Origin of the sequence: Mucilaginibacter achroorhodeus (assembly GCF_007846095.1) — a bacterium.
GTDB classification, from domain to species: Bacteria; Bacteroidota; Bacteroidia; order Sphingobacteriales; family Sphingobacteriaceae; genus Mucilaginibacter; species Mucilaginibacter achroorhodeus.
Map to the genome: position 1 here is coordinate 657,654 of NZ_VOEI01000001.1, position 25,028 is coordinate 682,681.

Consider the following 25,028-nt stretch of genomic DNA (forward strand, 5'->3'; position numbering starts at 1 on the left):
GCATAAACGCTGTAAATAAGATTATCAAATAATTAAGTAAAAATCAAGCGTTTGTAAAAAGCTTAAAGGGTTTTCTTATCCCGCAAATTAACTGTATCTTTGCGCAAAATTTATAAGGCGGCATTTCATGCAAAAAATCAGAAATATTGCGATCATCGCACACGTTGACCACGGTAAAACCACTTTGGTTGACAAAATTTTACATAGCTGCGCCATTTTCCGCGACAACCAGGAAACAGGCGAGCTTATCCTTGACAACAACGACCTTGAGCGCGAGCGCGGTATCACTATCGTGTCTAAAAACGTATCGGTACGTTACAAGGATGTGAAGATAAACATTATTGATACCCCGGGCCACGCCGACTTTGGTGGCGAGGTTGAGCGCGTATTGAAAATGGCAGATGGCGTATTGCTGCTTTGTGATGCTTTTGAAGGCGCCATGCCTCAAACGCGTTTTGTAACGCAAAAAGCATTGGCTTTAGGCCTTAAACCAATAGTGGTTGTAAATAAAGTTGATAAAGAAAACTGCCGCCCCGAAGAGGTTTACGAACAGATATTTGAATTGTTCTTTAACCTTGAAGCTACCGAAGAGCAACTGGATTTCCCGGTTATCTACGGTTCATCAAAACAAGGTTGGATGAGCACCGACTATAAAAAACCAACGCAGGATATTTTCCCGTTGATGGATGCTATCCTGGAGAACATCCCACCGGCTCCTATTGAAGAAGGTACTTTGCAAATGCAGATCACGTCGTTAGATTATTCATCTTTCGTTGGTCGTATAGCAATCGGTCGTGTTGCTCGTGGTACGGTTAAAGAAAACCAACCGGTATCTTTGGTAAAACGCGACGGCACTATTCAAAAAACACGTATTAAAGAGCTTTATACTTTTGAAGGTTTGGGTAAAGTTAGGGCTACTTCAGTTAGCTCGGGCGATATCTGTGCCGTTGTTGGTATTGATGGTTTTGACATTGGCGATACAATTGCCGATTTTGATAAACCGGAGCAATTAGAGGTTATCAAAATTGATGAGCCTACTATGAACATGCTGTTCACCATCAACACTTCACCATTCTTTGGTAAAGAGGGTAAATTTGTAACATCGCGCCACCTACGCGATCGTTTGTACAAAGAGATGGAGAAAAACCTGGCACTTAAGGTTGTTGAAACCGAGTCGCCGGATTCATACCTGGTGTACGGTCGTGGTATCCTTCACTTGTCGGTACTTATCGAGACCATGCGTCGTGAAGGTTATGAGTTACAGGTAGGCCAGCCACAGGTTATCGTTAAAGAAATTGACGGTGTTAAATGTGAGCCTGTTGAAACCCTGATAGTTGACGTTCCGGGTGATGTTGCCGGCAAGGTAATTGAACTGGTTACACAACGTAAAGGTGACCTATTGGTAATGGAGCCAAAAGGCGACCTACAACACTTAGAGTTTAACATCCCTGCACGTGGTATTATTGGTTTACGTAACAACGTATTAACTGCTACAGGTGGCGAGGCTATTATGGCACACCGCTTTAAAGCATACGAGCCGTGGAAAGGTCAGATCCCTGGTCGTTTGAACGGTGTATTGGTTTCTATGGATACAGGTAAAACCACAGCTTTCGCTATCGATAAATTACAGGATCGTGGTCGTTTCCACGTAGATCCGGGTGTTGATGTTTACGAAGGCCAGGTTTTAGGCGAGCACATCCGCGATAACGATTTGGTTATCAACTTAACTAAAGGCAAACAGTTAACCAACATGCGTGCATCCGGTAGCGATACCAACGTACGTATTGCACCTGCAATTAAATTCTCGTTAGAAGAATCTATGGAGTATATCCAGGCTGATGAATACATTGAGGTAACCCCGCAAAGCATTCGCTTACGTAAGATATACCTTAATGAGAACGAGCGCAAAATAAACGCTAAAAGGTTTGTAAGCCAATAATTAGATATTAGAGGTTAATCTTTTAACATTAAATAATTTAAAGGCATCCGTTATGGATGCCTTTTTTGTAACGCTAATCCTCACTCTTAACGATATCTGAACTGTAACCACTAACAGTTATATTTACATCTTAAATGCGAATACCTAACATCCCCGGATTTGATAAAGCTGCTTTAGAAAAGTATTTTAAAAATACAGGTATGGCACTTATTGGTAAGGTAGGCAGCCTGCTTATTAAAATGCTGGTGAGTATTGCGGTTGCTCGTTACTTAAGTAAAGATAGGTTAGGTATTGTAACAGGCGGCTTAACCTATGTATACCTTTTCTCGGCTCTTGCCACCCTGGGATTAGACCAATTTGTAGTTAAAGAGTTACATCAATACCCCAAGCTTCGTGACAGCATTCTTGGTACATCTTTCTGGATGAAGTTTACAGCCAGTTTATGCTGTATTCCATTGATGTGGCTGGCTTACCATGTATACCCTGCAAAAGACACACCATTTCTTTATGTTGTAATATTATCCGCCACAGGTGTCGCGCAAGCTTTTAACATTATCGATTCATATTTCCAGTCGGAAGTTAAATCGAAATATATTATGCAGGTACAAGTCGCAGGAAACCTGGTTTCTGCTGCTGTAAAACTGGCATTGATATATTTTAAGATGCCGCTTATATACTTCGTTTACGCATATGGCTCAGATTTTTTATTGCTGGCAATAGGCTATTGTTTAACCTACCAACGCCAGGGACGCAACTTGTTAAAGTGGCGTTTTGATGGCAAATTGGCAAAAAAACTTTTGCATTATTCATGGCCGCTTATCATATCAGGTATAATGGTGTCATTATATATGAAGATCGATCAGTTAATGATCCAAAATATTGCAGGGGTTAAAGAAGCAGGGGCTTACGCAACCGTGGCCGCTTTGAGTGAAGCCTGGAATTTTGTACCTTCTGTTATAGTAGCAACGCTATTCCCGGCCATTTTAAATGCCCGACGAGATGACCCCGCCAGGTATTCAAAGCGTATCCAGAATTTGTATGATCTGATGGTCTATCTGAGTCTTCCGGTAGCTTTGATCATTACATTCGCTTCTCCGCTAATTTATAAGCTATATACTCCGGAGTATGCGTATGCTGCCCCAACCTTATCCATTCATATATGGTCAGGTTTGTTTGTTTTTTTAGGCGCAGCCAACGGGCAATATTTAATAGCCGAAAATTTGGTGAAGATAACCTTCATTCGGTCCGCTTTTGGAGCGATTGTTAATATAGTGCTCAACCTTATACTTATACCATCAATGGGCATCAAAGGAGCAGCAGTTGCAACACTTATAGCTTATGCAAGTTCAACATTTTTTATTCTTTTAATACCAAAAGCCAGCTCTCAGGGATTAATGATGTTAAAATCGCTATTTTTAGTATCTTTAATTCGCCGTATATTTAAATAAATTTTAAACCTTATACATGAAAAGATCTTTACCTACAATTTTATCATTGTTCATTTTAGCTATTTCACTTGCGTCATGCGTACGGTCACAAGAAGCTATAGACGATCTCAAAAAATCTTGTTTATATAACGATAAAACAGATTACTTTAAAAAATGGAAAAGCGCATTTACTGAGATAACAGAAGTTAACGGATCTGTTAAAAAAACCGCGACAATTTATCCTTTAGGATATTTTTGGATAAACAGTGATGGCAGCTACAGAATTTTAAGCGATGTTGCGCCAAAAAAAGGTAAGTGGGACGTAACTGACAGCTGCAAGTTTGTTCTCGACGCCGGCAGGTCTTACAAAAAAGAATTTGATGTAGTTAAGCTTGACAAGGATTCTCTGGTATTACGATACACCCAAGGCAACAAAACTTTTACCAGCCATTTTGCGGCCTTTAATTGTTTCGATATATCAAAGCTTATAGTTACATGGGATAATACTGAAACAGAATATCAGTATTATGATGATAATGAAATATACAGCCGATATACCGAGCGTCCGGTCGGATATTTTTGGTTAAAACCAAACACAATGTATGAGCGCGAAAGCAATGGTAATTACCTGGCCGGAAGTTGGACAGTAGACGGTGAATGCAGACTTACACTTGATAAAGGCGATAAAAAACTTGAGAGAAGTTTCGAGATTCAAAAACTCACCAATGATTCTTTGATCATATGGAGAAAGGATACGTTAGCCCATGCTAATTATCTGCAAAAGTACATCAGGCACAAATAGGCCAAATTACATTTTTTTAAAGAACAGGGTGCGCAAAGTTTTAGCAATAAAGCTATAGCCCTGTTCTTTTAAGTACTCATAAATAGCAGAATCTTTTAAATTTTCCAGATCAACTCTGTCTTCTACAGCGATATAAGCTGGCTTATATTTTCCCCAGTTATTTGATTGTAACACAGCCAAGTCTAAACCCTCCACATCAATGGTAAGGAAATCTATGGCTTGGCCAACGGGCAGGTACTGATCAAAAACATCGGCCAGGGGCATGGTCAAAATCGGCAGCTCTTGCGTTATCCTATATTTACTGTTCTCTTTGTCTCGCTCCTGCGATAGTTCTTTCGAAAAGCCGTTTAGTGCCGGCTCATTAAAACAATAGAAAGTAAGCTCACCTTTAGTAGGGCTTATGCCTATATTTAAGTTAATATCTTTTTTTCTGAATAATTTAAAAGCTTTTATAGAACCGGGTGTCGGCTCTATATTTATGCCTCGCCAACCCTGTTTATAAAAGAATAAGGTGTTTGAGAACCTGTAGGGGTGATGCGCCCCTACGTCAACAAAAAAGCCTTTGTAATTTTTCTTACCCTCATAAAAAGATCGCAAAACCATATCCTCACCCTCTTGAGAGTATGATGTGTATTTTTGAAAATAATTTAAAGGAAGGTATTTAACGAGTATTTGCTTCAAGCTAAACATTGTGCCAAATTACAAAATCTTTGCTCAATTGATAAGCCAGTATTACAGTTCATGATTATAAATACAAAAGGCCGGCTTTAGCCGGCTTTTTGTATTGGCAAAACTGTTTTTATTAGAAAGAAGCTGGTAATGGGCTAAAGTAAGCATCAAGGATATTAGTATAACCTGATGAAACAGTTTTTGTGCTACCATCATTGTACCACGCGTAAGTATGATCGTTGCTACCGGCAATACCTATACCTACAATGTTGCTTATGGTTTTACCAGAAGCAGGCGTATAAGGATAAGGCGAGCGTATCGCGCCAAGATCTGTTGAGTTACCAACAGAAGCAGTGCCGTCTTTATACCATGTATAAACCTGGTTGTTTGTTTTGGCGATAGAGATTGCCACAATATCAGCAGGCGTTTTGCCAGAGGGCATAGCATATGGCTTAGGGGCGATATGCGCGGTTGCATTATTGCTGAAGCCAACAGACATAGTACCATCTGAGTACCAAAAATAACACCAATTAGTATTTGCTATTGCAATTGCCACAACATTGCCCGGCGTTTTCCCTGATGGAAGAGAGTATGGAACCGGAGACCTGTACTGAACAGAGTTAGTTGAAGTCCCAGAAGAAACCGTACCAGATTTTGTCCAGTAGTAACAAGTATCACCTTTAGAGATGTCTATTTCTGCTATATCACCAATATTTAGCACTAAATGTGCTTTTTTTAGCTTCAATAGTAGCGCTTTTGGTTTCGTTAGCTTCTGGAATTTTTTGTTCTTTTGAACAGCCAATAAAAAACAATGATACTGATAGTGCAGAGCCTATTATAAAGGCGTTCTTAAAAATTTTCATGAATGTAAGTTTTAGGAATTTAATTTTGTTAAGGTTTTATTAATTGTACTGAACACTGTGCTCAAAACAAAAGATTGTATTTTATTTCTTCATAGGCAATAATTATTTTAAACGTAATATATAAAATACTATTTATAACCAATATGAAATTTTAATTAAATTTTGGTTAATGCTATTAAAAATAATTTTATTGATTGAGCAGTGTTATATTATTAATATTGCGATATGCAGGTATCCCAACTTAGCGGTAACGTAAAAACTGCTTATGACGAGTTCTACAAAAAGCATGATGAAGAATGGCGTATGCTTGGCGCTAAATATAAGGCGCAGCATATCATCGGAGTTAGCAGTGGCCATAAATTCAGAAAAGTGCTTGAGGTTGGTGCCGGTGATGGTAGTATCTTGAAATACTTATCAGATGCCGGCTTTGCGGCCAAATATCACGCAGTAGAAATATCTGAGAGCGGCGTTGCGCACATTGCCAACAGGCAGATCAAAAATCTGGCATCGGTACAGATCTTTGATGGGTACAAACTACCGTTTGAAGATGACTCTTTCGACCTCATCATTCTATCGCATGTTTTGGAGCATGTAGAACACGAACGTTTGTTGCTTAGGGAGATCAAAAGGGTAGCGAAAAACTTTGTTATAGAAGTACCTATTGATTATAAAACCAATGTCGATAAACGCATTAAACATTTTTTGGCTTACGGACATATCAATGTTTATACTCCCACTTCATTACGGTACCTGCTGCAAACAGAAGGCTTTGAAATTAAAGCAGACCTTACATCCATCATAGCCCCTGAGGTTACCCGCTTTAATACTTTCATCAACCAGAAAAAAGCTAAGAACTTTTTGAAAAGTTTTAAGATAAGTGCAGAGTTTGCCGTAAAAAACACACTAATAAAATTAAGTTCGGCCTACAAAGAAAAGTTTGCCAATGCCTATACGGTATTATGCAGCAAAACCGATAAGCAGGCTGAGATATTCTAAGCCGATATCATTAATCATTAACTCAATAATTCACTAATTGACATCTCCTGCTCCCATAGCGCTTTTTGTTTATAACCGGCCCGATCATACCAGCGAAACGCTTGCTCATTTGAGAAAAAACGAGCTTGCTTCAGAGAGCGAGTTGTTTATTTATTCGGATGGTGCCAAAACTGCAAAGGATAAACAGGGCGTATTAGATGTCCGGAGGATTGCCCGGGAGGTTACAGGCTTTAAAACCATAAAACTTATTGAACGAGAAAGTAATCTGGGGTTGGCAAACTCCGTCATCAGCGGGGTTACTGATCTTGTAAATACCCACGGGCGGGTAATTGTGTTTGAAGACGATCTTGTATCATCGCCATACACTTTAAAGTATTTCAACGATGCCTTGGAACGTTACCAAAACGATGACAAGGTAATGCACATTAGCTCTTATATTTTTCCGCTGGAGAATAGTGAGTTGCCGGAGACCTTTTTTTTCCGCGCTGCCTTTAGCTGGGGCTGGGCTACCTGGGATAGAGCCTGGAAAAACTTTGAACCGGATATTGATAAACTCATCTCAAAGTTTGATGCGCAAAAGATCAATCAATTCTCCATTGAAGGCACCATGAACTTCTGGAAACAGATGCTTGATTTTAAGGCCGGCAAAAACAATTCCTGGGCTATACGCTGGTACGCATCTGTTTTCTTAAATGGCGGACTTACCCTGAACCCTTCCCGGTCGCTGGTGCATAACATTGGCCACGACGGCAGCGGTACGCATTCCAACATAGAAAATATGTACAGCACACATGTAGCTCAACAACCTGTTACATACCTCCCAGATGTGATAAAGGAAAATGAAAAGGCGTATGATGCAATAAAATACTTCTTAAGTAACAGGAAAGGTTCAATATTAAAACGCTTGATACGAAGAGCTAAACAACTGAAAGTTAAATACTTTTCTCGCGGGTAGGTTTATCAACAATTAAATGGTGTTTTTCTTGATTGTTAACAAATATTATTCATAAAAATTAGTCTACTTAGTATATAGATATTATATTTGACTTAATTGTTATCTATCTACTCCAACCAATTGTTCTTTATGATAAATAATGAGGTCAGTAAAAACACGAAAAGAGAAAACCATAAGTTTTCTCTTTTTTGTTTCTGAAACATTGGTGTACTTTTTGGTGTTATTCCTATAAATGCTAAACCAATGAAGGAAGATAAAGATACCGCACCGGCAGAGCGTGACGGCAAATACGAGTTTGAAATTCACTATTCTGGCCGCGAAGTAAACTGCAAAGTTGAAAAGGAACAAAATAAACTAACCGTACAAATAGACAACAACATCAATGCTGAACTTAGCATACAGGAAGATGGTTGCCTGGTACAAACAGGGGGTAACGAACTTGCCGACTCGGCGATAGATTACATCAAGAAACGTATTTTAGGATAATATTGCTTATCCAATTAAAGAGCACAAATTCTTTTGTGCTCTTTATATTTTCACTCAGTCCTACCGCCTATGACCGTTCAATACCTCAACCAGACTCTTCGCATATTACTGCTTTTTATTCTCACTTTTGTTGTGCTTTACTTTGGCTCGGTTGTATTGGTGCCGCTTACCTTCGGTTTGGTTTTAGCCCTGCTGTTACTGCCGGTTTGCAACTGGCTCCAGAAAAAAGGTTTGGGTAATGGTTTATCTTCAGCATTAAGCATAGTATCGTTAATTGCTTTAGTAGCAGGGATTGTTACGTTATTACAATATCAACTCACCGATCTGTTAGACGACCTTTCAAAAATTGAACAACGGATAAGTGAGCTTATAGATTCTACTAAAGATTATATACAACAGCATTTTGGTATCTCGCATAAAGAGCAGCAAAAGATAATCAAAGAACAACAAGCAGGTGGCATGGGACAGGCTGCCGGAATGATCACTACCCTGTTGGGTTCATTTGCAGGTATCCTGGTTGATACAGTGTTGGTGTTGGTATATACCTTCTTATTTATTTTTTACCGTGCCCATTTTAAAAAATTTGTATTGAGGTTGTTTAAAACTGAAGATAAGCCAACTACAGAAAAGGTATTGGATAACGCCGGCAAAGTGATACAAAGTTACCTGGGTGGTTTGGCATTAATGATTGCGATGCTATGGATCATGTACGGCATAGGTTTCAGCATTGTTGGTGTTAAGAATGCATTATTCTTTGCCATACTTTGCGGTGTGCTGGAGCTCGTACCTTTTGCGGGTAACATCACCGGCACCTCTATCACGGTATTAATGTCTTTAGCGCAAAGCAGCGATACTAAAATAGTTTTTGGTGTACTGATAGTTTATGGCTGTGTACAGCTATTGCAAACTTATGTGCTTGAACCGCTGATAGTGGGCGACAGGCTAAACATCAACCCGTTGTTTACTATCCTCATCATCGTTGTTGGCGAGGCTGTATGGGGTATCCCTGGCATGATACTGGCCGTACCAATGTTAGGCATCTTTAAGATCATCTGCGATAATTTTGAACCCCTGCATGATTATGGTTTCCTGATAGGGCCGCCAAAGGAAAAGAAGGGTGAAGAAGGAAATTTCCTTACCAAATTATTCAAGTCAAAAAAATAAACCCTATTTGGCGGCTTTAATGCCCTTAATATTTACCGATATGGTGCTGGCCTGCTTCATCCCGAGTGTTTCACCGGGAATAGTTGTCATAAACATCTTAAGGTAAGTATTCATGATTGCCGTTGATACTTTAATATAATTAGCCTGTGCATCGTCATCGCCCAAAAAAGGAACGAGCGGTTTGTTATAATGCCAAACTCCTGCTGAGTCAACAGTAGCCTCAAATGAATAATCAAAATCCTGATAGGCCTTATGGATCACTATATCGTAAGTTGGGGTAAGGTAATCGTCATCGGTAGCGTATTTATTATCCAAAAGGCTTGGCTTGGTTTTGCGCTTGGTAACCTGCAGGTTGGGGTTTTTACTGATGAGTTGTACCGGATTGGCTGCAGCGAAAGCTTTTTTAATATCGGCATTGGCCTTATTAACCAGTCCGCGAACAAACAAAGTATCTTTTTTGCTGGCAGCTTGCAACTGTTTCAAATCCTTTCCTGTGCGTTTAATATAAGGTTCCGAATAAAGCTTCATAACCACGCGCGATTTATGGATGTCTATCGAATCGCCTTGTGCTTCCAATAACTCAAAAACCAGGCTATCCTTGCTTATTTTTTTCATTTTAAGGAAGGCATGGGCGATATTAAAAACAGAATCGGTACCTAAAGCCAGCGGGAAATTATAATAGGCATCTTTCTGCGGACTATACAAAGCTGCTGAATCTGATGATACAAAGCGTAAGCGCCAATCAGGAGTTAAGTGGTAGCCGTACTCGTTATAGGATAGACCGTTACTTTTCTGCCTGCGCGATACCTCTATGAAGGTAATGCCCTCCACGCTTTTAAAAGAAGTTATGGGTTTCTCACCATGTCCCGGCCGTTGCGAGCGGTATTTACATGCGGTGATGATTGATATAGATGTGATTAAAAGTATAAGAGCGTTTTTATACGTGACAGACATGCTGCTAAATTATATAATTATATGTATCTAACCCAGAACCTCTTCCAAAACCTCGTGCGAGCGGATGTTGCCAAACCCCTCTATGTGCATGGCGTAGTATTCCAGCAGTTTATTGATGAGATAACGGCGTTCATCGTTACTTAGTTTTACGCTATCGATGTTGCCAAAATTGCTTTGAAGCAAATGGTGAAAATTTTTGGTATGCGGCGGCGATAAATAGTTAAGCGTATCGGGCTTGTAGTTAACAAAAACACCATCCTTCATATCAAAAAAATCGGCTGGTTTACCGTGAGGGTAAAAGCCCAGGTAGCGTGTTAATTGAATCAGAAAGAGCAGGTGAAAGTTGGCCAGTCCGGTGGTTTTATGGTCAAGCAGTTCTATGGCATTAAATACAAAATCAAACAGGTTTTCGTCTGCGCTTTGCTGTTTAATAGCTTTGTAAAGCACCTCGTTAAGGAATATAGCGATGCAGCTTTTGATAACATCATAAGGCACGCTTTGCAAAACGGGGGCATTTTTTAACTCTGAGATTCGCTGCACGTTGCCGTTGGCCTTGTGATAAACCACCATATCAACCAAATGGAGAGGCTGCAGCATGTTGCGGCTTATTTTAGCTTTTGGCTTTTTAGCGCCATTAACGATGTATGATTGCAGACCAAATTTTTCGGTGAAGATCTGTACAACAACGCTGCTTTCGCTGTAATCAGTAGTTTTAAAAACTATGCCTCTGGTTTTATACAGCATTGATAAGCGTGATGATCTTCGGGATAAAAATAATACAGCCGGTGATAAGTGAGAAAATTGCCACCAGCAAAACTGCCCCGGCGCTTACATCCTTAACGTGACCGGCAAGTTTATTATAGTTTGGTGATACAAGATTTGTAAGCGTTTCTATGGCGGTATTCAGCATTTCGGTAACCAGCATAAGCATGATGCAGAGTATTATCCATTGCCATTCGTTAGCGTTAATATGCAGCCACCAGCCCAAAGCGCTTGCCGCTAAAGCTGCAAAAACATGTATCCTGAAATTTTGTTGCGTAACAAAGGCATACTTAAACCCTTTGAACGCAAAACCAAAACTGCGGATGAGCTTTTTCATTTGGCGCGGCTCTTCTTTAAATTACCAAACAGCATCATTAAAAAGCTAATGCAGCCAGCCAGGCCAAAACCGGCGGTAGCACCCCGTAAAATGTTCATCATGTCGGTATTTTCTTTTGTAGCGAAGAAAACCACTATCCAATAACACACACACGCAACAGCCAACAAGATCACCGTACGCCTTAATTGATTCTTCATTTGTTGCAAATATATTTAATTTGCTCAGCAAAGCATTTCTACGCTATGGATTTACAACTAACCGATAAAGTGGCCATTGTACTGGCCGCCAGCAAGGGATTGGGCAAGGCTATTGCCAATACGCTATCTGCCGAAGGCGCAAAAGTTATCATTGGCTCCCGCGACGCTGAAGAATTAAACAAAACGGCCCAGGACATACGCAACTTAACCGGCAACGAGGTAACGGCTATCCGGGTTGATGTTGCTGATGCCGAAGGTGTTAATGAGTTTGTAAAGCAAGCTGTTGCCGTTTACGGCCGCATAGATATACTATTAAATAATGCGGGTGGGCCACCGTTTGATAAGTTTGAAAACTTTGATGACGAGCAATGGCAAAAAGCTTTCGAGCTTAATTTGCTAAGCATGGCACGTACATCGCGGCTGGTACTCCCATATATGAAACCTACAGGGAGCGGGCGCATCATCAATATCATCAGCGGGTCGGTGAAATCTGTATTGCCAAATTCGATATTATCAACCACAATGAGGATGGGCGTTGTTGGTATGGCGAAACTAATGGCAGACGAGCTTGGGCCTTACAATATCACCGTAAACAACGTAGCGCCGGGTTTTATACTTACCGATCGCATTAAACACACGTTACCTAAGGATGTTGACCCGGAAGAAGCTATAAAGGAGAAAACCAAAAGCATTCCCCTGGGCCGTATCGGTAATCCCGAAGAGCTGGCTGCATTGGTTACCTTCCTGGCATCAGAACAAGCCGCCTACATCACCGGACAAACCATACAGATCGATGGCGGCGCAGGAAGAAGTATCTATTAAACCTCTTGCCCTTTGCGCTGCGTTAGAGCCTTTGGCGCTTTCAAAAGCAGTACGCCGGTTACAAAACCAGCACCTACACTGGTCCACCGTTCGGTATTATGGTTAGTTGTTTTGATGCTTATCAGAGTAAGTACCCCTGCTAACACCAGGCCGGTTATAAGCAGTATAATATTTGGCTTCATTGTAATTAATTATTGGTTACATAAGTTAGGCAGAAAAAGTTATTTATCAATCTAATGGTAATATACTTTTGACATGGCACTGTTTTAAGTTTTGTTATACTTGCAACCGAAATGGAAGCTACTTCACTAAAGAAATATAAAGCCCTTACCAAACTTTCATCAGGAGATTTTGAGGCATTTTTATACGATTGCGATGGTACCCTTGCAGATAATATGGGTGCGCATAAACAGAGTTACATTCGTGTTGCCGCCGATGAAGGTATTGTGATAGAAGGTGATATTATTGATGAGTTTGCCGGCCTCCCTACCCAAAATGTGATAGGCGAAATAAATAAGCGCTATAACACTAATTTTGATCCGGCAGATTTTGCCGGCCGCAAGCAAAAGATATTTTTTAACGAGTTTATTGAGCATACCCAGCCGATTGATTACGTGGTCAACCACCTTAAGAACCATGTCGGTAAGGTGCGTGTTGGAGTTGTAAGTGGCGGCAGCCGCAGATCTGTTGAGAAAACTTTAAGCGTTTTAGGAATATTAGATATGGTAGAGGTGCTGGTGTGCGCAGGCGAAACACCCAATGGCAAACCTTACCCTGATCCGTTTTTGGCCGCAGCCGAAAAATTGGGCGTAGACCCAAAAAGATGCCTTGTGTTTGAGGATGGCGAACCGGGCGTACAGGCTGCAATTGCCGCCGATATGCAGTGGGTGCGCATCGATAAGATCTGAATTACATCTTCCCGAACATATCTTCGATAGCCTTAGTGCGATATTTAAAAATATCTTTAACCTTTTTGCCTACAAAAACATTGTTGGCTATAGTGCCTACAACGCTGTATGGAATAGCATAATGCAAGATATCAGTCATCTCTACACCGCCCGGAATTTCCTTAAAGTGATGCTGATGGTGCCATAGGGCGTACGGGCCAAAACGCTGTTCATCTACAAAGTACTGCTTATCTGCTACGTGGGTAATTTCGGTCATCCAGCTCATTTTAATGCCCAGCAGCGGCGATATTTTGTATGTGATGATCATACCTGCATACATTTTGGTTTCGGCGGTATAATCTGATGTCACCACAAATTTCATGTCTTCCGGAGTAATCTTTTGAAGGTTAAGCGGCGAAGAAAAGAAATCCCAGGCTTCATCAATGCTGATGGGGATGTTCTGTTTAAATTTTAACGCGTATGTTTTCACGCCAAAACAACAATATCAATTGGCATTTGTGTTACTGTCTTTGACTAATTTTCGCCGTCCGATCCAAATGTCTCCATTCCTTTTTTCATAATAGACACCATGCTGCGCGTGTAAATGTTTGGTGTATCCTTCTTTAAGATAATCATTTACATCTAACCCGTCGTCTTCTATCTCTGATTGAAAAATTATATTGCTATCATCCCCCAATATCCATTCAAATTGTTCAAGATCATAGAAAGGGGAAAAGAGCTTTTGAAAAGGAAAAGGTTTGGATAGTTTAGATTCCCAATAAAACCGTTTGTGTTCACCAATCTGATCTATCTTATAACATATAATTTCCGATTGAATATATGCAGGGTCATATAGCCAAAGTATCAAATCAAAAGGAGAACCATGGGATTTGAAGATGCTTTCCCATTGGTTAAAGGCAGTTATAAATTTCCCAATGATAATTTTATAAACCCATAGCGGAGGCTGTCGGCGTATAAGCTTATAAAAAGATGGCAGATAACACCGCTCGTAGTCATAACCAGTTTTATTGAATGTTACTAAAGATGGTATCGCTATAATTTTACCCCACCTATCAATATATTTTAGACGCCTTTTCCAACCTCTAATCTTTTTCTTGTTAGAGTTATAAAGTTTTAACATTTTAATTTTTTTCCGTTGCAATTGGTAAATCCCGGCGGCTCCATTCGCTCCACGAGCCAACATATAAACGCGGACCAACTATACCTGCGTGTTCCATACCCAGCAACGTATGGCAGGCCGTAACTCCCGACCCACAATGCACTATCACATCGCCGGGTTTAATGTTGCCAATGGTGTTCTGGTACAAGGTTTTTAAGGCCTGCGCAGTAAGGTATTTTCCTTCGGGAGATAAGCTATTACTGTAAAACAAATTTACCGCGCCGGGGATATGCCCGGCAACCAGGTCTAAAGGTTCAGTATGGCCAAGATACCGGGCACCTTCGCGCACATCTATAACAACACGGTTATCGTCTTTAGCGGCCTTTTTAACCTCTTCAATATCAACGGTGTTTTTATAACTATCGGCAACAGGGTAAAGGGTGGCTGCAGGCTGGGGCTTGTAGTCATCAGTACTTAACTCAACACCCTCGTCTGTAGCTGCTTTTAAACCGCCGTTTATCACCTGCACGTTATCATGCCCTATCGAACGCAGCATCCACCACAGCCTTGCACCACCCATAGCGGCATTTTTATCATCATAAATAATAACGTGCTTATCGGGCGTAAGGCCCCAGCGCTGTAACGTTGCAGCAAAGTCGTGTAGGTTAGGCAGCGGATGGCGGCCGCCATATGCTGCATCTTCAGGATGATCGGCCAGATCATCATCAAGCGAAGCAAAAATTGCGTTTGGTAAATGCCCCTGCAAATAGCGTTCGTGAGCGTCAGCGCCGCCACGCACATCTATCAACACAACAGCAGGATCATATATTTTAGGGTCGGTAATTTCTATTAATGGGGACATGTTTTTTCAGAGATTAGTTAATTGGAGGTGAGAGATCAGGTCTCATTATCGGCGACCAAGCCCCTGCCTGCCTAATTAAAGGCAAGTTAGAAAAACCTCAGCAGAAATGAAACCGCAGCTAACTAATCTCTAATCACAGATTCCTGATCAACTCGTCACTGAACCATCTTATTTGCACAGCATGAGCTTGCGAAGGCTTCGGGTTTAGCTTTAAATACAAAACCCATGCTTAGTATATACCCCATAGCCTCATGCAAGGCCTGGTTGCTTTTAAACATTGGGTTGGTGTTAATATCGGCATGTACCTCAAGTTCCACATCGTAAAGGTCAAGCAGGTCGCAAAGTTTGTAGGCGATGTCAATTGATTTTTGTACCTCGTGTAACATACGCTCCTTGATGCTCATTTTTTGCGATGTACGCTCCTGGTGGATGAACATAAAAGCACCACGCTGCTCGCGGATGAACACAATAACGGTAGCAAAATCAGTAATCGCTCCCTTTACCTGCGAATCTGTACCGATACAAACTTTAAGCTTGTTGCCGAGGGATGTTTCGCGCTCAATAGCTGCTTCTACTTCTTCAAGAATAGGTGTTTGGATCACCTCGCCGCTAAATTTTCTCCAGGTCATAAAAATTGGGTTTAGTTAATTTTTAATTCAATGACCAGTTACAGGTCTATAAAAATAAGCGATAACTTATTTTATAAACGTTATGAAGCGATGATTTATTTGTTAACATTTATTTGATTGCTAACATGTTAGCTGGCGCAAAAACACTTTACAACTACAGGCTATTTTATTTTAGAGCGGGTTGTAACCTTTTACATTTAACACAGTCTTAACGTTATAATAATTTGATTACCCGACTTTTGTAAAAATAAGGAAAGATGAATTTTGAATTTGCTTACTTGTTTGTAATAGGATTACTGGTATTGCTGGGTGCATTCTATTTAAGCCCTTACGAACTAAAGGTTAATGAAGACGAGGAAGAAGAAAGATCTTTCTGAACGTTTGCATTGCCAGCCAATACCAATCAAAAATTATCAGGCCATGCCGGCCTCAATGTTTTAGATGGCAAAGCGCGAAGTTGATATTGTAATTATATCTGATGTACACTTGGGCACCTACGGCTGCCACGCAAAAGAACTCCTCAAATATTTAAAAAGTATTAAGCCAAAAATGCTTATCCTCAATGGGGATATCATTGATATTTGGCAATTCAGTAAGTCATACTGGCCAGAGGCACACATGAAGGTAGTGCGCCGTATCCTCAAATTTGTCACCGAGGGTGTCCCGGTCTATTATCTTACCGGCAACCATGATGAGATGCTGCGTAAATTCACTGATTTTAACCTGGGCACTTTTCAACTGCTGGATAAGATCGTCTTAAATATCGATGGCCATAAAGCCTGGATATTCCATGGTGATGTTTTTGACGTTACCATGCAGCACTCAAAGTGGTTGGCTAAATTAGGTGCAATAGGTTATGATACGCTGATACTGATCAACAGCCTTACAAACTGGTTCTTAACTATAATGGGTAAACCCAAAATGAGCTTTTCGCAAAAGGTAAAAGCAAAGTTTAAAGATGCTGTTAAGTTCATCAATCAGTTTGAGCAAACGGCCGCCGACCTGGCTGTCGAAAAATCTTACAGCTATGTTATTTGCGGGCACATTCACCATGCCGAAATGCGCCAAATTAATGCAACAAACGGCACAGGCGAGGTTACTTACTTAAATAGTGGCGACTGGGTTGAAAGCCTTACTGCATTGGAGTACAACAACAAAAAGTGGGACATATTTAAATATCAGCCTGATGACTTTAAACAGGAGGCTGAAGACGACGACACAACCGACGCGGAAGACCTTGATGCCAAATTAGACGTGCGCAGCCTTTTAGAAAGATTTAAGCAGGAAACGCATTAAGATTTACTAAAGCGATTATATTTGCTGCTCATCTCAACCTCATGAAAATATTGTTCGGTATACAGGGTACAGGCAACGGCCACATTAGCCGTGCCCGCGAGATCGTGCCTTTACTGCAGCAATACGGCGAGGTTGACCTGTTGGTTAGCGGAACCGAGGCGGAGGTAAGCCTGTCGCAACCGCTTAAATATAAATTCCACGGCTTTAGCTTTGTTTTTGGCAAAAATGGTGGTGTTGATAATTGGGCCACCTTTAAGATCATGAACTTGCGGCAGCTTTGGAAAGATTTGCACAGCTTGCCGCTTAACGATTACGATCTCATCATCAATGATTTCGAGCCCGTTAGTGCATGGGCTTGTCGTTTGCAAAAAGTACCTTCGGTATCATTAAGTCACCAATGCTCGTTTGTATCAGATAAAACGCCCCGGCCAAAAAAATGGAACTATGCCGAGTGGTTGTTCAAATACTACTCCCCTACCACCCACCATATCGGTTTTCACTTTGAGCGGTATGACCATTTTATCCATACCCCGGTTATACGTAGTGATATCCGCAAAATGGAAACATCAGATAAAGGTCACTATGCCGTTTACCTGCCTGCTTATAGCGATAAAACCCTGGTAAAATATCTGAGCCAAACCAGCGATGTTGAGTGGCAGATCTTCAGCAAGCGCCAGAAAACCCAATATCGGGAGGGTAATGTTCAAATCTTCCCGGTAAATAACGAGGCGTTTAATGCCAGCCTGGCCAGCTGTACCGGCCTGCTTACAGGCGGCGGTTTTGAAGGGCCTGCAGAAGCACTTTACCTCGGTAAAAAAGTTTTGATGATCCCTATGAGAGGCCAGTACGAACAACAATGCAACGCACTATCCGCATCTAAGCTTGGCGTTGAGGTGATACACACCATCGGGCATGATTTCGTCCCGCGTATCAACAACTGGCTGGCCAATGACAATCGTATTGTTGTTGATTTCCCAGATGAAACGGCGCAGATCGTTGATGAGATGGTAAAGAAATATGCAAGGCGATAATCAGCTTCTCTAACCTTGCAGTATTTTATTAGGAATGGACGTGATTGCGGAAAAAGAAAAGGTACATCCACAGGCTTTTAATCACACTACTCCCATTACTCATGAAATACTTAAGTAGCAATATCTTCGCCCCTAAAAGGCGATACAGCATTCGTTTCGCACTCAAACATTCATACATTCCCTACACTCTAATATTTTCTGTTAATTTTACCGCGCTGCAGGTAACGCTATGATCAATATTTTTAAGTCCTTTAATCCACTTAATGTTCTTTGGCTGGCTATCCTGGTGTTTATTTTTCGTATCGGCTACATCGCTGAGGCCCCTGATAAACTGCAGTTTATTTCTGTTGAGCCTTTTGCAAGGCTGCTGCTACCCGTTGGTTATGAGTACGCATTTTCCCCTTTTGAAAACGTTTTCATTGCAGGCTTGCTGATATTAAGCCAAGCTGTACTGTTAAATTTCCTGGTTAATAAGTACAACTTACTTGGCAGATCAACTTTTTTGCCATCATTAATGTATGTTACGGTTACGGCATTGTTTCCGCAGTTTTTAATATTGAGTGCACCATTACTATGCAACTTCCTGCTCATATGGATGCTGTTTAAGCTATTCAGTTTTTATAAGGGAGAGGATGCAAAATCAACTGCCTATGATCTGGGAATGATCGTAGCAATTGGTACGGTTATCTATTTACCTTACGTATACCTGTTTTTGGCCATTTGGATAGGCCTTATCATTTTTAAACCATTTAACTGGCGCGAATGGATCTCAGGTGTGCTTGGTTATGCTACGGTATTTTTCTTCTTCGCTGTGTTTTATTATCTGAATAACCGCTTGGGCAGCTTTTACCAGATATGGGCACCGCTTGGCACTAAATTTCCAAACAGCATCAACATTAAATATTTAAACTACCTGGTGCTGGTGCCGGTGATTGTTATCATAGGTTTGTTCCTATTTTATTTCCAAAAGAATTATTACAAAAGCTACGTACAAGTTCGCAAATCCTTTCAGTTGTTGCTGGTAATATTTGTAATTGGCGGGTTATCATTTTATGTAAAAAGCCGGTTCAGTTTAACGCATTTCATACTATGTGCAGTGCCTTCGTCTGTGTTTCTGGCATACTATTTTGTAAACGCCAGCCGGAAATGGTTTTATGAAAGCCTTTATTTACTGCTGCTTATCAGCATCATATATTTCCAGTTTAACACTTTTTAACTATTACATTCGTCCAAATTTCAGCGGTTATGTTAGCTTTGTAACATGAAATTTGGTGTAGTAATTTTCCCCGGATCAAATTGTGATGAAGATATCATTCACGTTCTGCAGAACGTAATGGGCCAGCAAGTGGTACGTTTATGGCACAAAGACCATGACCTGCAAGGTGCCGACTTCATTGTTTTACCGGGTGGTTTTTCTTTTGGCGATTACCTTCGTTCCGGCGCTATCGCACGTTTCTCCCCTATTATGCAAGAGGTTATCCAGTTTGCTGCAAAAGGTGGTAAAGTAATGGGTATCTGCAATGGTTTCCAGATACTGGCAGAGGCTGGCCTGGTACCGGGAGCATTGTTACACAATAAGAACCGCAAGTTTATTTGCCGCAACATTTACATGAGGGCACAAACCCAAAATTCAATGGTTACACGCGGCATCGACCCGCAAAGGGCGCTTAAAATACCTTTGGCGCATGGCGAAGGAAATTATTTTGCTGACGCTGACGTGTTGAAAAGCATTAATGATAACGACCAGGTGTTGTTCCGCTATTGCGATGAGGCCGGAAACATTACCGACGAAAGCAACCCTAACGGTTCATTAGAGAACATTGCAGGTGTCACCAATAAAGAGCGTAACGTGTTCGGCTTTATGCCACACCCGGAGCGTGCTTCTGAAAGTTTGGTGGGCAACCAGGATGGCTTAGCTATATTTGAGTCGATTTTGTCATTGGCTAACGCTTAATGCTTAACCTGGCCGTTGATATTGGCAACACCTTCATAAAGATCGCTGTTTTTGAAAACGACGATCTGATAAAGGCTAAGCAATACGAACACGTTGATTTAAGTGACATTGACGCTATTATTGCCGGGCGCAGTTTTGCAAATGTTATCATTTCATCAGTAAAACAAACTGAAGATGCATGGCAAAGCATTTTGGCCGATAAGTTTAACATTACAAAGTTTAACAGCCAGATAACTGCCGGCATCAACAATTACTATAAAACACCGCAAACACTTGGTGCCGACAGGTGGGCCGCTGTAATTGGGGCGCATTATTTATATCCTTCGCATAACAACATCATCATAGGCGGCGGCACTTGCATCACTTACGATTTTGTTGATACAGCAGCAAATTATTTTGGCGGCAGTATATCACCGGGCTTAAATATGCGTTATAAAGCGGTTAACTATTATACAGCTGCTTTGCCCCTATTAAATGCGGACGAAAAATTTGATGCAATCTACGGCGAAGACACCGCCTCGGCCATACGGTCGGGCATACAAAACGGAATAAAATATGAGCTGCAAGGCTTCATATCTGAGTATATAAAACAAGGTGCCGGGTACAACATTATACTGCACGGGGGCGACAGTATTTTTTTTGATACTCTATTGAAAAATAGCATCTTTGCCCCCTATGTTAAAATTGAACCGTACCTGGTTCTTAAAGGATTAAACGCAGCGATAAACAAGCATAATGACTAAATATTTAAGGTTATTACCGGCACTATTTTTACTTAGCACAGCAACACTTAGCGTAAAGGCGCAAAGTACAGCCACTACCAGCTCTCCATATTCTCGTTATGGCCTGGGCGATATCAATCCTGCGTTATTACCGCAAAATCTTGCTATGGGTGGAATTGGTGTTGCAACAAACCGTATAAGCGGTTTCAACAACGTTAACATCATCAATCCGGCCTCTTACGCTTACGTAAACCTTACTACTATTGATATTGGTCTTTACGGCAGTTTTAACACGCTCGAAAAAAACGGCTCTCCATCACAAACCAATTCCAACTTTAGGCTAAGCCACGTTGCATTTGCTATACCGGTTACAGCAAATTCTGCCCTAAGCTTTGGCTTAATGCCTTATAGCGAGTTAGGTTACAGCTACAGGTCAGTCGCTTCAAATCTGGGTACCGGTAATGCAGTAGATACCAATGCTGTTAACTATATCTACAACGGCGATGGAGGCCTTACACGTTTCCATGTTGGTTATGGTTTTAAAATAGGCAAGAACCTTTCAATTGGTGCCAATGCATCTTACATATTTGGTAATCTTAAAGAATCACAATCAACTGAGATACCAAATTTAGCGGGCGTTCATAACTCGCGCATCGAGGAAAGCAACAGCATTAAAGGCTGGAACTATGAGTACGGTTTGCAATACGCTTTCAACTTCTCGGCACGCAGGCACTTAACCTTTGGATACTCGGGCGCAGCCTCTACTAATCTTAACAGTCAGCGCAGTTATATTGTAAGCAGCTATTTCCGCAGTGCAAATGGTGACGAAGGTGTTGCAACTGATACTTCTGTTAATAACCAGCAAGCCGCTGCAAAGATCAGGTTACCTAACATCAACCGCTTTGGTGTTTCTTACCAATATGATGGCAAGTATTTGATCGGAGCGGATTATTCGATGAGCAATTGGTCAAAACTAACCATTGCCGGCGTGAACAGTGGTTTGCAGGATAGCCGCACGCTGAACGTTGGCGGCCAGATTACACCAAATTCAAACTCCTTAAATAATTATTTTGCATCGGTAGATTATCGTTTGGGCTTCATTTACGACCAAACGTACATGAAAATAAACGATACTGATATAAAACGCTATGCTGTTACGGCAGGACTTGGGCTTCCTTTAAGGGCTAATAATAGCAGTTTCTACAAGATCAACGTGGGTGCCGAAGTTGGCAGACGCGGAACACTCGTTAACGGTTTGATCAGAGAGAACTATGTTAATATCCATCTATCGTTTACACTTAATGATAAGTGGTTCCAGAAATACAGGTTTGATTAATTTAGGGTAATGCCAGGCGGACTAAAAAACTGTTTGCTTTATACATCGGTTGTAATCACAGGATTACTCTTAGGCGCTTGTGAGAACGACCTTAACAAAGTGCGCGCAATTGCAGCCGCTGACGCTACAAAGCCAATACAGCGCACTACGGGTGTTGATATGATCCTGAATGATTCTTCTGTCCTAAAGGCACGCTTACTTACTCCGCTACTTTACGAATATGATACTAAGGACAGCACAGCACATAAGTTTATGCCTAAAGGGGTGAAGGTTTTGCTTTTCAATGGCACCACAAACCCTGAAGGTACGGTAACTGCTGATACAGGTTACTACTACGACGCCAAAGAAATGGCGAAATTCAAACATAACGTAGTTGCGATAAATGACGAGGGTACCAAATATCAATCGGAAGAATTGATCTGGGACCGTAAGACCAATAAAATATACTCCACCAAAAAGGTTTTGATGACTAAGCCTACTGGCGACCAAATGGAGGGTACAAGTTTTGAAAGCATTGGGCTTAAAAATCCGGTCTTCCAAAATGCCACCGCTGTTATCCACGTAAACGGCGAAGAAGCTCAATAAAAAGAGCAAATTATTCCGCAAACTTTTGTATCATAAAAGTTTAGTAAAAATTGTATCTTGCGCCTCTTTTAAGAAAAAAATTATATAGAATAGTTGTATGGGTATCATGAGTTACCTGCGAGACAGGATGGGAAAAATTCTCGCATTTGTTATTGGATTGGCGCTTTTAGCCTTTATCGGAAGTGAAGTTGTACACAGCGGCAGTTCGTTTTTTAGAGGTGACGCAACCACTGTTGCCGAAGTAAATGGCGAAAAGATTGACTACAAAGACTTTAGCCAACGTATCGAAGCAAGTACAGATCAGTTTAGGCAGCAATATAACCAGCCGCTAACCCCACAGGTTACCGACTACATTCAAAATACAACCTGGAACCAATTACTTACCGGCATCCTTTTGAAAAAGGAGATCGATAAATTAGGTTTAGTTGTTGGTGAGGCCGAAACCGCATCAATGATAAGCGGCAACAATCCTGACCAGCAGATACAAAGCCAATTTGCTGACGAAACCGGCAAATTCGACAAAGCTAAACTTAACCAGTTTCTTTCTTATATCAACTCAGGCAAAGTGCCTGCTGCCGAGTTTGAAAGATGGGGCAACTTTGTTAAAAACGTTATCGATTCTAAAAGACAACAAAAATACGTTGCACTGGTAAGCAATGGCCTGTATGTAAACTCGCTTGAGGCACAAGACGATTACACTGATAAGAACAAGCTGGCTAACTTCAAGTACACTGTACTTGATTATGCTTCCTTACCGGATAGCAAAATTAAGCTTACTGATGACGATTATAGCACTTACTACAACGAGCACAAAGGCCAGTTTAAAAACCCTGAAGAAACCCGCAGCTTTGAGTACGTAAGCTTTAATGCAGCCCCATCTAAACAAGATAGTGCAGCTATCAAAGATCAGGTAGAGAAATTAGCTGCATCATTCAAATCAGCTCCTAACGATTCATTATTTGTACAGATCAATGCTGAAACAAAAACACCGTTAGTATATGCAAAGAAAGGCCAATTAGACCCAACGCTCGATTCTACGATGTTCAATGCAGCAAAAGGTACCGTTTACGGACCATACCTTGCCGGCGGCAAATATAAAATAGCCAAACTAATTGATACTAAAGTTGGACCGGACTCAGTTAAAGCGCGTCACATCTTACTAAATCCTGCAACTGAAGGTGGTATGGATAAAGCTGTTGCAAAGGCAGACTCGTTAAAAAAATTGATCCAGGGCGGTAAATCATTTGACGAACTGGCTAAGACTTACTCAATCGATAAAAACTCAGCTGTTAAAGGTGGCGACCTTGGCACATTTGGCCGTGGTGCCATGATTCCTGCTTTTGAAGATGCGGCTTTTGATGGCAAAGCCGGAGACCTTAAAGTTGTTAAATCTCAATTTGGTGTGCACCTTTTGCAAATAGAAAGTCAAAAAGGCTCATCTAAAGTAGTTAAAGTTGCCGTTATAGATAAATCGCTTACGCCAAGCAGCGAAACTCAAAACGCAGCTTACGCAAAAGCCCAGCAATTTTTGGCTACAGTTAACTCAGATAACTTTACTGCACAAGCTAAAAAAGCAGGATTAGCTGTTAAAACTTCTGACGATGTAACCGGTGTTGCGTCAAGTTTAGCAGGCCTTGATAACGCAAGACCAATAGTTAAATGGGCTTTTGGTGCAGATAAAGGCGCCATTGGCGACCAGGTGTTTGCCGTAGGCGATCAATATGTTGTTGCCCGTTTAAGCAATATTAAGCCACAAGGCGCTTTACCTTTAGAAGCGATTAAAAAACAGATTGAGCCGGCTGTATTGCTTGATGTTAAAGGCAAACAATTGGCAGAGAAATTCCAGTCTGCATTAAATGGATCAACCAGTATTGATCAGGTTGCTCAAAAAGCAGGCAGCAAAGTAACTCCTGTTCAAAATATCGTATTTGCTAACCCTGTGTTACCGGGTTCATCAGCAGAGTATCTGCTTGTAGGTTCTATCTTCGGTTCGCAGCCAAATAAATTATCAGCGCCTGTGAAAGGCCAAAGCGGCGTGTATGTTTACACTGTAGAAAGCTTTGTAAACCCTGCGCCGCTAACTAACACTGTAAGAGAGAAACAACAGCTGAGCCAGGTATTGGCACAGCGCACCCCTGGTTCTTTACTTGATGCCTTAAAAGATAAGGCTAATGTAAAAGATAACAGAGCTAAGTTCTTGTAACATAAAATAAAGTAATTTTACATCCGGCAG

The 25,028-nt window shown here is 41.1% G+C and carries 29 protein-coding genes; 17 read left to right on the forward strand and 12 right to left on the reverse strand.

What is annotated here, in order from left to right; all coding sequences use genetic code 11:
* Nucleotides 1–127: 127 nt before the first annotated feature.
* The 3 genes from typA (at nucleotide 128) to FPZ42_RS03130 (ending at nucleotide 4,168) form a co-directional block, all read left to right on the forward strand.
* The gene (gene typA / locus FPZ42_RS03120) at nucleotides 128–1,939 is read left to right on the forward strand and encodes a translational GTPase TypA (RefSeq protein ID WP_146269015.1); all 1,812 of its coding nucleotides are present in this window, start codon (nucleotides 128–130) and stop codon (nucleotides 1,937–1,939) included.
* Nucleotides 1,940–2,073: 134 nt separating this feature from the next.
* A complete protein-coding gene (locus FPZ42_RS03125; protein WP_146269016.1) occupies nucleotides 2,074–3,387 on the forward strand; it encodes a flippase in 1,314 nt (437 codons plus the stop codon).
* Between the two features lie 16 nt (nucleotides 3,388–3,403).
* Nucleotides 3,404–4,168, forward strand: a complete 765-nt coding sequence (locus FPZ42_RS03130; RefSeq protein WP_146269017.1) for a hypothetical protein — start codon at nucleotides 3,404–3,406, stop codon at nucleotides 4,166–4,168.
* A gap of 6 nt (nucleotides 4,169–4,174) precedes the next feature.
* On the opposite strand, the gene FPZ42_RS03135 is transcribed toward FPZ42_RS03130, so the two are convergent.
* From FPZ42_RS03135 to FPZ42_RS19100, 3 genes are all read right to left on the reverse strand, one after another.
* On the reverse strand, nucleotides 4,175–4,849 hold the full coding sequence (locus FPZ42_RS03135; protein WP_222431534.1) for an FkbM family methyltransferase: 675 nt from the start codon (nucleotides 4,847–4,849) through the stop codon (nucleotides 4,175–4,177).
* A 121-nt stretch (nucleotides 4,850–4,970) separates the two neighbouring features.
* Complete coding sequence (locus tag FPZ42_RS03140; RefSeq protein ID WP_146269019.1) at nucleotides 4,971–5,582, reverse strand: hypothetical protein; 612 nt, start codon at nucleotides 5,580–5,582, stop codon at nucleotides 4,971–4,973.
* A complete protein-coding gene (locus tag FPZ42_RS19100; protein ID WP_186458670.1) occupies nucleotides 5,542–5,700 on the reverse strand; it encodes a hypothetical protein in 159 nt (52 codons plus the stop codon). The genes FPZ42_RS03140 and FPZ42_RS19100 overlap by 41 nt, the downstream gene beginning before the upstream one ends.
* A gap of 225 nt (nucleotides 5,701–5,925) precedes the next feature.
* On the opposite strand from FPZ42_RS19100, the gene FPZ42_RS03145 reads away from it, so the two are divergent.
* The 4 genes from FPZ42_RS03145 (at nucleotide 5,926) to FPZ42_RS03160 (ending at nucleotide 9,301) form a co-directional block, all read left to right on the forward strand.
* On the forward strand, nucleotides 5,926–6,696 hold the full coding sequence (locus FPZ42_RS03145; RefSeq protein WP_146269020.1) for a class I SAM-dependent methyltransferase: 771 nt from the start codon (nucleotides 5,926–5,928) through the stop codon (nucleotides 6,694–6,696).
* A 37-nt stretch (nucleotides 6,697–6,733) separates the two neighbouring features.
* Nucleotides 6,734–7,651 (forward strand): glycosyltransferase, encoded by a 918-nt coding sequence (locus FPZ42_RS03150; protein ID WP_146269021.1) that lies wholly within the window; start codon nucleotides 6,734–6,736, stop codon nucleotides 7,649–7,651.
* Nucleotides 7,652–7,894: 243 nt separating this feature from the next.
* A complete protein-coding gene (locus FPZ42_RS03155; RefSeq protein WP_146269022.1) occupies nucleotides 7,895–8,137 on the forward strand; it encodes a hypothetical protein in 243 nt (80 codons plus the stop codon).
* Nucleotides 8,138–8,206: 69 nt separating this feature from the next.
* Nucleotides 8,207–9,301, forward strand: coding sequence for an AI-2E family transporter (locus FPZ42_RS03160; RefSeq protein WP_146269023.1), 1,095 nt, complete (start codon nucleotides 8,207–8,209; stop codon nucleotides 9,299–9,301).
* A gap of 3 nt (nucleotides 9,302–9,304) precedes the next feature.
* On the opposite strand, the gene FPZ42_RS03165 is transcribed toward FPZ42_RS03160, so the two are convergent.
* Genes FPZ42_RS03165 through FPZ42_RS03180 form a run of 4 tightly spaced genes read right to left on the reverse strand, consistent with a single transcriptional unit; the run spans nucleotide 9,305 to nucleotide 11,551 of the window.
* On the reverse strand, nucleotides 9,305–10,255 hold the full coding sequence (locus FPZ42_RS03165; RefSeq protein ID WP_146269024.1) for a hypothetical protein: 951 nt from the start codon (nucleotides 10,253–10,255) through the stop codon (nucleotides 9,305–9,307).
* A gap of 27 nt (nucleotides 10,256–10,282) precedes the next feature.
* Nucleotides 10,283–10,999 carry a DNA repair protein RecO gene (gene recO / locus FPZ42_RS03170; RefSeq protein WP_146269025.1) on the reverse strand — a complete coding sequence of 239 codons (717 nt, stop codon included), beginning with the start codon at nucleotides 10,997–10,999 and terminating at the stop codon, nucleotides 10,283–10,285.
* Nucleotides 10,989–11,354, reverse strand: a complete 366-nt coding sequence (locus tag FPZ42_RS03175) for a diacylglycerol kinase family protein (RefSeq protein ID WP_146269026.1) — start codon at nucleotides 11,352–11,354, stop codon at nucleotides 10,989–10,991. The genes recO and FPZ42_RS03175 overlap by 11 nt, the downstream gene beginning before the upstream one ends.
* A complete protein-coding gene (locus FPZ42_RS03180; protein WP_146269027.1) occupies nucleotides 11,351–11,551 on the reverse strand; it encodes a hypothetical protein in 201 nt (66 codons plus the stop codon). Before FPZ42_RS03180 ends, FPZ42_RS03175 begins: the two co-directional genes overlap by 4 nt.
* 45 nt (nucleotides 11,552–11,596) lie before the next feature.
* Between FPZ42_RS03180 and FPZ42_RS03185 the strand changes: the two genes are divergently transcribed.
* A complete protein-coding gene (locus FPZ42_RS03185) occupies nucleotides 11,597–12,373 on the forward strand; it encodes an SDR family oxidoreductase (RefSeq protein WP_146269028.1) in 777 nt (258 codons plus the stop codon).
* On the opposite strand, the gene FPZ42_RS03190 is transcribed toward FPZ42_RS03185, so the two are convergent.
* Entirely contained in the window at nucleotides 12,370–12,555 is a 186-nt protein-coding gene (locus tag FPZ42_RS03190) for a hypothetical protein (protein ID WP_146269029.1), read from the reverse strand. The two genes, FPZ42_RS03185 and FPZ42_RS03190, sit on opposite strands and share 4 nt — an antisense overlap.
* A gap of 111 nt (nucleotides 12,556–12,666) precedes the next feature.
* Between FPZ42_RS03190 and FPZ42_RS03195 the strand changes: the two genes are divergently transcribed.
* On the forward strand, nucleotides 12,667–13,281 hold the full coding sequence (locus tag FPZ42_RS03195; RefSeq protein WP_146269030.1) for an HAD family hydrolase: 615 nt from the start codon (nucleotides 12,667–12,669) through the stop codon (nucleotides 13,279–13,281).
* 1 nt (nucleotide 13,282) lies between these two features.
* Here the strand turns inward: FPZ42_RS03195 and FPZ42_RS03200 are convergent, their stop codons facing one another.
* The 4 genes from FPZ42_RS03200 to FPZ42_RS03215 all read right to left on the reverse strand — a co-directional run bounded on the left by FPZ42_RS03200 (nucleotide 13,283) and on the right by FPZ42_RS03215 (nucleotide 15,871).
* Nucleotides 13,283–13,750, reverse strand: coding sequence for an SRPBCC family protein (locus tag FPZ42_RS03200; RefSeq protein WP_146269031.1), 468 nt, complete (start codon nucleotides 13,748–13,750; stop codon nucleotides 13,283–13,285).
* Nucleotides 13,751–13,765: 15 nt separating this feature from the next.
* Complete coding sequence (locus tag FPZ42_RS03205) at nucleotides 13,766–14,401, reverse strand: hypothetical protein (RefSeq protein WP_146269032.1); 636 nt, start codon at nucleotides 14,399–14,401, stop codon at nucleotides 13,766–13,768.
* 1 nt (nucleotide 14,402) lies between these two features.
* Nucleotides 14,403–15,242: a sulfurtransferase gene (locus tag FPZ42_RS03210; protein WP_146269033.1), complete on the reverse strand. Its 840-nt coding sequence runs from the start codon at nucleotides 15,240–15,242 to the stop codon at nucleotides 14,403–14,405.
* Between the two features lie 155 nt (nucleotides 15,243–15,397).
* The gene (locus FPZ42_RS03215; RefSeq protein ID WP_146269034.1) at nucleotides 15,398–15,871 is read right to left on the reverse strand and encodes a ribonuclease H-like YkuK family protein; all 474 of its coding nucleotides are present in this window, start codon (nucleotides 15,869–15,871) and stop codon (nucleotides 15,398–15,400) included.
* 441 nt (nucleotides 15,872–16,312) lie between these two features.
* Between FPZ42_RS03215 and FPZ42_RS03220 the strand changes: the two genes are divergently transcribed.
* The 8 genes from FPZ42_RS03220 to FPZ42_RS03255 all read left to right on the forward strand — a co-directional run bounded on the left by FPZ42_RS03220 (nucleotide 16,313) and on the right by FPZ42_RS03255 (nucleotide 24,998).
* Nucleotides 16,313–17,167, forward strand: coding sequence for a UDP-2,3-diacylglucosamine diphosphatase (locus tag FPZ42_RS03220; RefSeq protein ID WP_146269035.1), 855 nt, complete (start codon nucleotides 16,313–16,315; stop codon nucleotides 17,165–17,167).
* A gap of 41 nt (nucleotides 17,168–17,208) precedes the next feature.
* Nucleotides 17,209–18,198, forward strand: a complete 990-nt coding sequence (locus FPZ42_RS03225) for a glycosyltransferase family protein (protein WP_146269036.1) — start codon at nucleotides 17,209–17,211, stop codon at nucleotides 18,196–18,198.
* A gap of 229 nt (nucleotides 18,199–18,427) precedes the next feature.
* Complete coding sequence (locus FPZ42_RS03230; protein WP_146269037.1) at nucleotides 18,428–19,414, forward strand: DUF6427 family protein; 987 nt, start codon at nucleotides 18,428–18,430, stop codon at nucleotides 19,412–19,414.
* A 45-nt stretch (nucleotides 19,415–19,459) separates the two neighbouring features.
* Nucleotides 19,460–20,152: a phosphoribosylformylglycinamidine synthase subunit PurQ gene (gene purQ, locus FPZ42_RS03235; RefSeq protein ID WP_146269038.1), complete on the forward strand. Its 693-nt coding sequence runs from the start codon at nucleotides 19,460–19,462 to the stop codon at nucleotides 20,150–20,152.
* A complete protein-coding gene (locus tag FPZ42_RS03240; protein WP_146269039.1) occupies nucleotides 20,152–20,895 on the forward strand; it encodes a type III pantothenate kinase in 744 nt (247 codons plus the stop codon). Before purQ ends, FPZ42_RS03240 begins: the two co-directional genes overlap by 1 nt.
* On the forward strand, nucleotides 20,888–22,210 hold the full coding sequence (locus FPZ42_RS03245) for a hypothetical protein (protein WP_146269040.1): 1,323 nt from the start codon (nucleotides 20,888–20,890) through the stop codon (nucleotides 22,208–22,210). Before FPZ42_RS03240 ends, FPZ42_RS03245 begins: the two co-directional genes overlap by 8 nt.
* Nucleotides 22,211–22,219: 9 nt before the next feature.
* Nucleotides 22,220–22,795 carry an LPS export ABC transporter periplasmic protein LptC gene (gene lptC, locus FPZ42_RS03250; protein WP_146269041.1) on the forward strand — a complete coding sequence of 192 codons (576 nt, stop codon included), beginning with the start codon at nucleotides 22,220–22,222 and terminating at the stop codon, nucleotides 22,793–22,795.
* 106 nt (nucleotides 22,796–22,901) lie between these two features.
* Complete coding sequence (locus FPZ42_RS03255; protein ID WP_261382233.1) at nucleotides 22,902–24,998, forward strand: peptidylprolyl isomerase; 2,097 nt, start codon at nucleotides 22,902–22,904, stop codon at nucleotides 24,996–24,998.
* Nucleotides 24,999–25,028: the final 30 nt, after the last annotated feature.

Bases quoted from the DNA above. Each gene is read 5' to 3' on its own strand.
- typA (WP_146269015.1), top strand. From the start codon at position 128: ATGCAAAAAATCAGAAATATTGCGATCATCGCACACGTTGACCACGGT.
- FPZ42_RS03125 (WP_146269016.1), top strand. From the start codon at position 2,074: ATGCGAATACCTAACATCCCCGGATTTGATAAAGCTGCTTTAGAAAAG.
- FPZ42_RS03130 (WP_146269017.1), top strand. From the start codon at position 3,404: ATGAAAAGATCTTTACCTACAATTTTATCATTGTTCATTTTAGCTATT.
- FPZ42_RS19100 (WP_186458670.1), bottom strand. From the start codon at position 5,700: ATGAAAATTTTTAAGAACGCCTTTATAATAGGCTCTGCACTATCAGTA.
- FPZ42_RS03145 (WP_146269020.1), top strand. From the start codon at position 5,926: ATGCAGGTATCCCAACTTAGCGGTAACGTAAAAACTGCTTATGACGAG.
- FPZ42_RS03155 (WP_146269022.1), top strand. From the start codon at position 7,895: ATGAAGGAAGATAAAGATACCGCACCGGCAGAGCGTGACGGCAAATAC.
- FPZ42_RS03160 (WP_146269023.1), top strand. From the start codon at position 8,207: ATGACCGTTCAATACCTCAACCAGACTCTTCGCATATTACTGCTTTTT.
- FPZ42_RS03165 (WP_146269024.1), bottom strand. From the start codon at position 10,255: ATGTCTGTCACGTATAAAAACGCTCTTATACTTTTAATCACATCTATA.
- recO (WP_146269025.1), bottom strand. From the start codon at position 10,999: ATGCTGTATAAAACCAGAGGCATAGTTTTTAAAACTACTGATTACAGC.
- FPZ42_RS03175 (WP_146269026.1), bottom strand. From the start codon at position 11,354: ATGAAAAAGCTCATCCGCAGTTTTGGTTTTGCGTTCAAAGGGTTTAAG.
- FPZ42_RS03180 (WP_146269027.1), bottom strand. From the start codon at position 11,551: ATGAAGAATCAATTAAGGCGTACGGTGATCTTGTTGGCTGTTGCGTGT.
- FPZ42_RS03185 (WP_146269028.1), top strand. From the start codon at position 11,597: ATGGATTTACAACTAACCGATAAAGTGGCCATTGTACTGGCCGCCAGC.
- FPZ42_RS03190 (WP_146269029.1), bottom strand. From the start codon at position 12,555: ATGAAGCCAAATATTATACTGCTTATAACCGGCCTGGTGTTAGCAGGG.
- FPZ42_RS03195 (WP_146269030.1), top strand. From the start codon at position 12,667: ATGGAAGCTACTTCACTAAAGAAATATAAAGCCCTTACCAAACTTTCA.
- FPZ42_RS03205 (WP_146269032.1), bottom strand. From the start codon at position 14,401: ATGTTAAAACTTTATAACTCTAACAAGAAAAAGATTAGAGGTTGGAAA.
- FPZ42_RS03210 (WP_146269033.1), bottom strand. From the start codon at position 15,242: ATGTCCCCATTAATAGAAATTACCGACCCTAAAATATATGATCCTGCT.
- FPZ42_RS03215 (WP_146269034.1), bottom strand. From the start codon at position 15,871: ATGACCTGGAGAAAATTTAGCGGCGAGGTGATCCAAACACCTATTCTT.
- FPZ42_RS03220 (WP_146269035.1), top strand. From the start codon at position 16,313: ATGGCAAAGCGCGAAGTTGATATTGTAATTATATCTGATGTACACTTG.
- FPZ42_RS03225 (WP_146269036.1), top strand. From the start codon at position 17,209: ATGAAAATATTGTTCGGTATACAGGGTACAGGCAACGGCCACATTAGC.
- FPZ42_RS03230 (WP_146269037.1), top strand. From the start codon at position 18,428: ATGATCAATATTTTTAAGTCCTTTAATCCACTTAATGTTCTTTGGCTG.
- purQ (WP_146269038.1), top strand. From the start codon at position 19,460: ATGAAATTTGGTGTAGTAATTTTCCCCGGATCAAATTGTGATGAAGAT.
- FPZ42_RS03240 (WP_146269039.1), top strand. From the start codon at position 20,152: ATGCTTAACCTGGCCGTTGATATTGGCAACACCTTCATAAAGATCGCT.
- FPZ42_RS03245 (WP_146269040.1), top strand. From the start codon at position 20,888: ATGACTAAATATTTAAGGTTATTACCGGCACTATTTTTACTTAGCACA.
- lptC (WP_146269041.1), top strand. From the start codon at position 22,220: ATGCCAGGCGGACTAAAAAACTGTTTGCTTTATACATCGGTTGTAATC.
- FPZ42_RS03255 (WP_261382233.1), top strand. From the start codon at position 22,902: ATGAGTTACCTGCGAGACAGGATGGGAAAAATTCTCGCATTTGTTATT.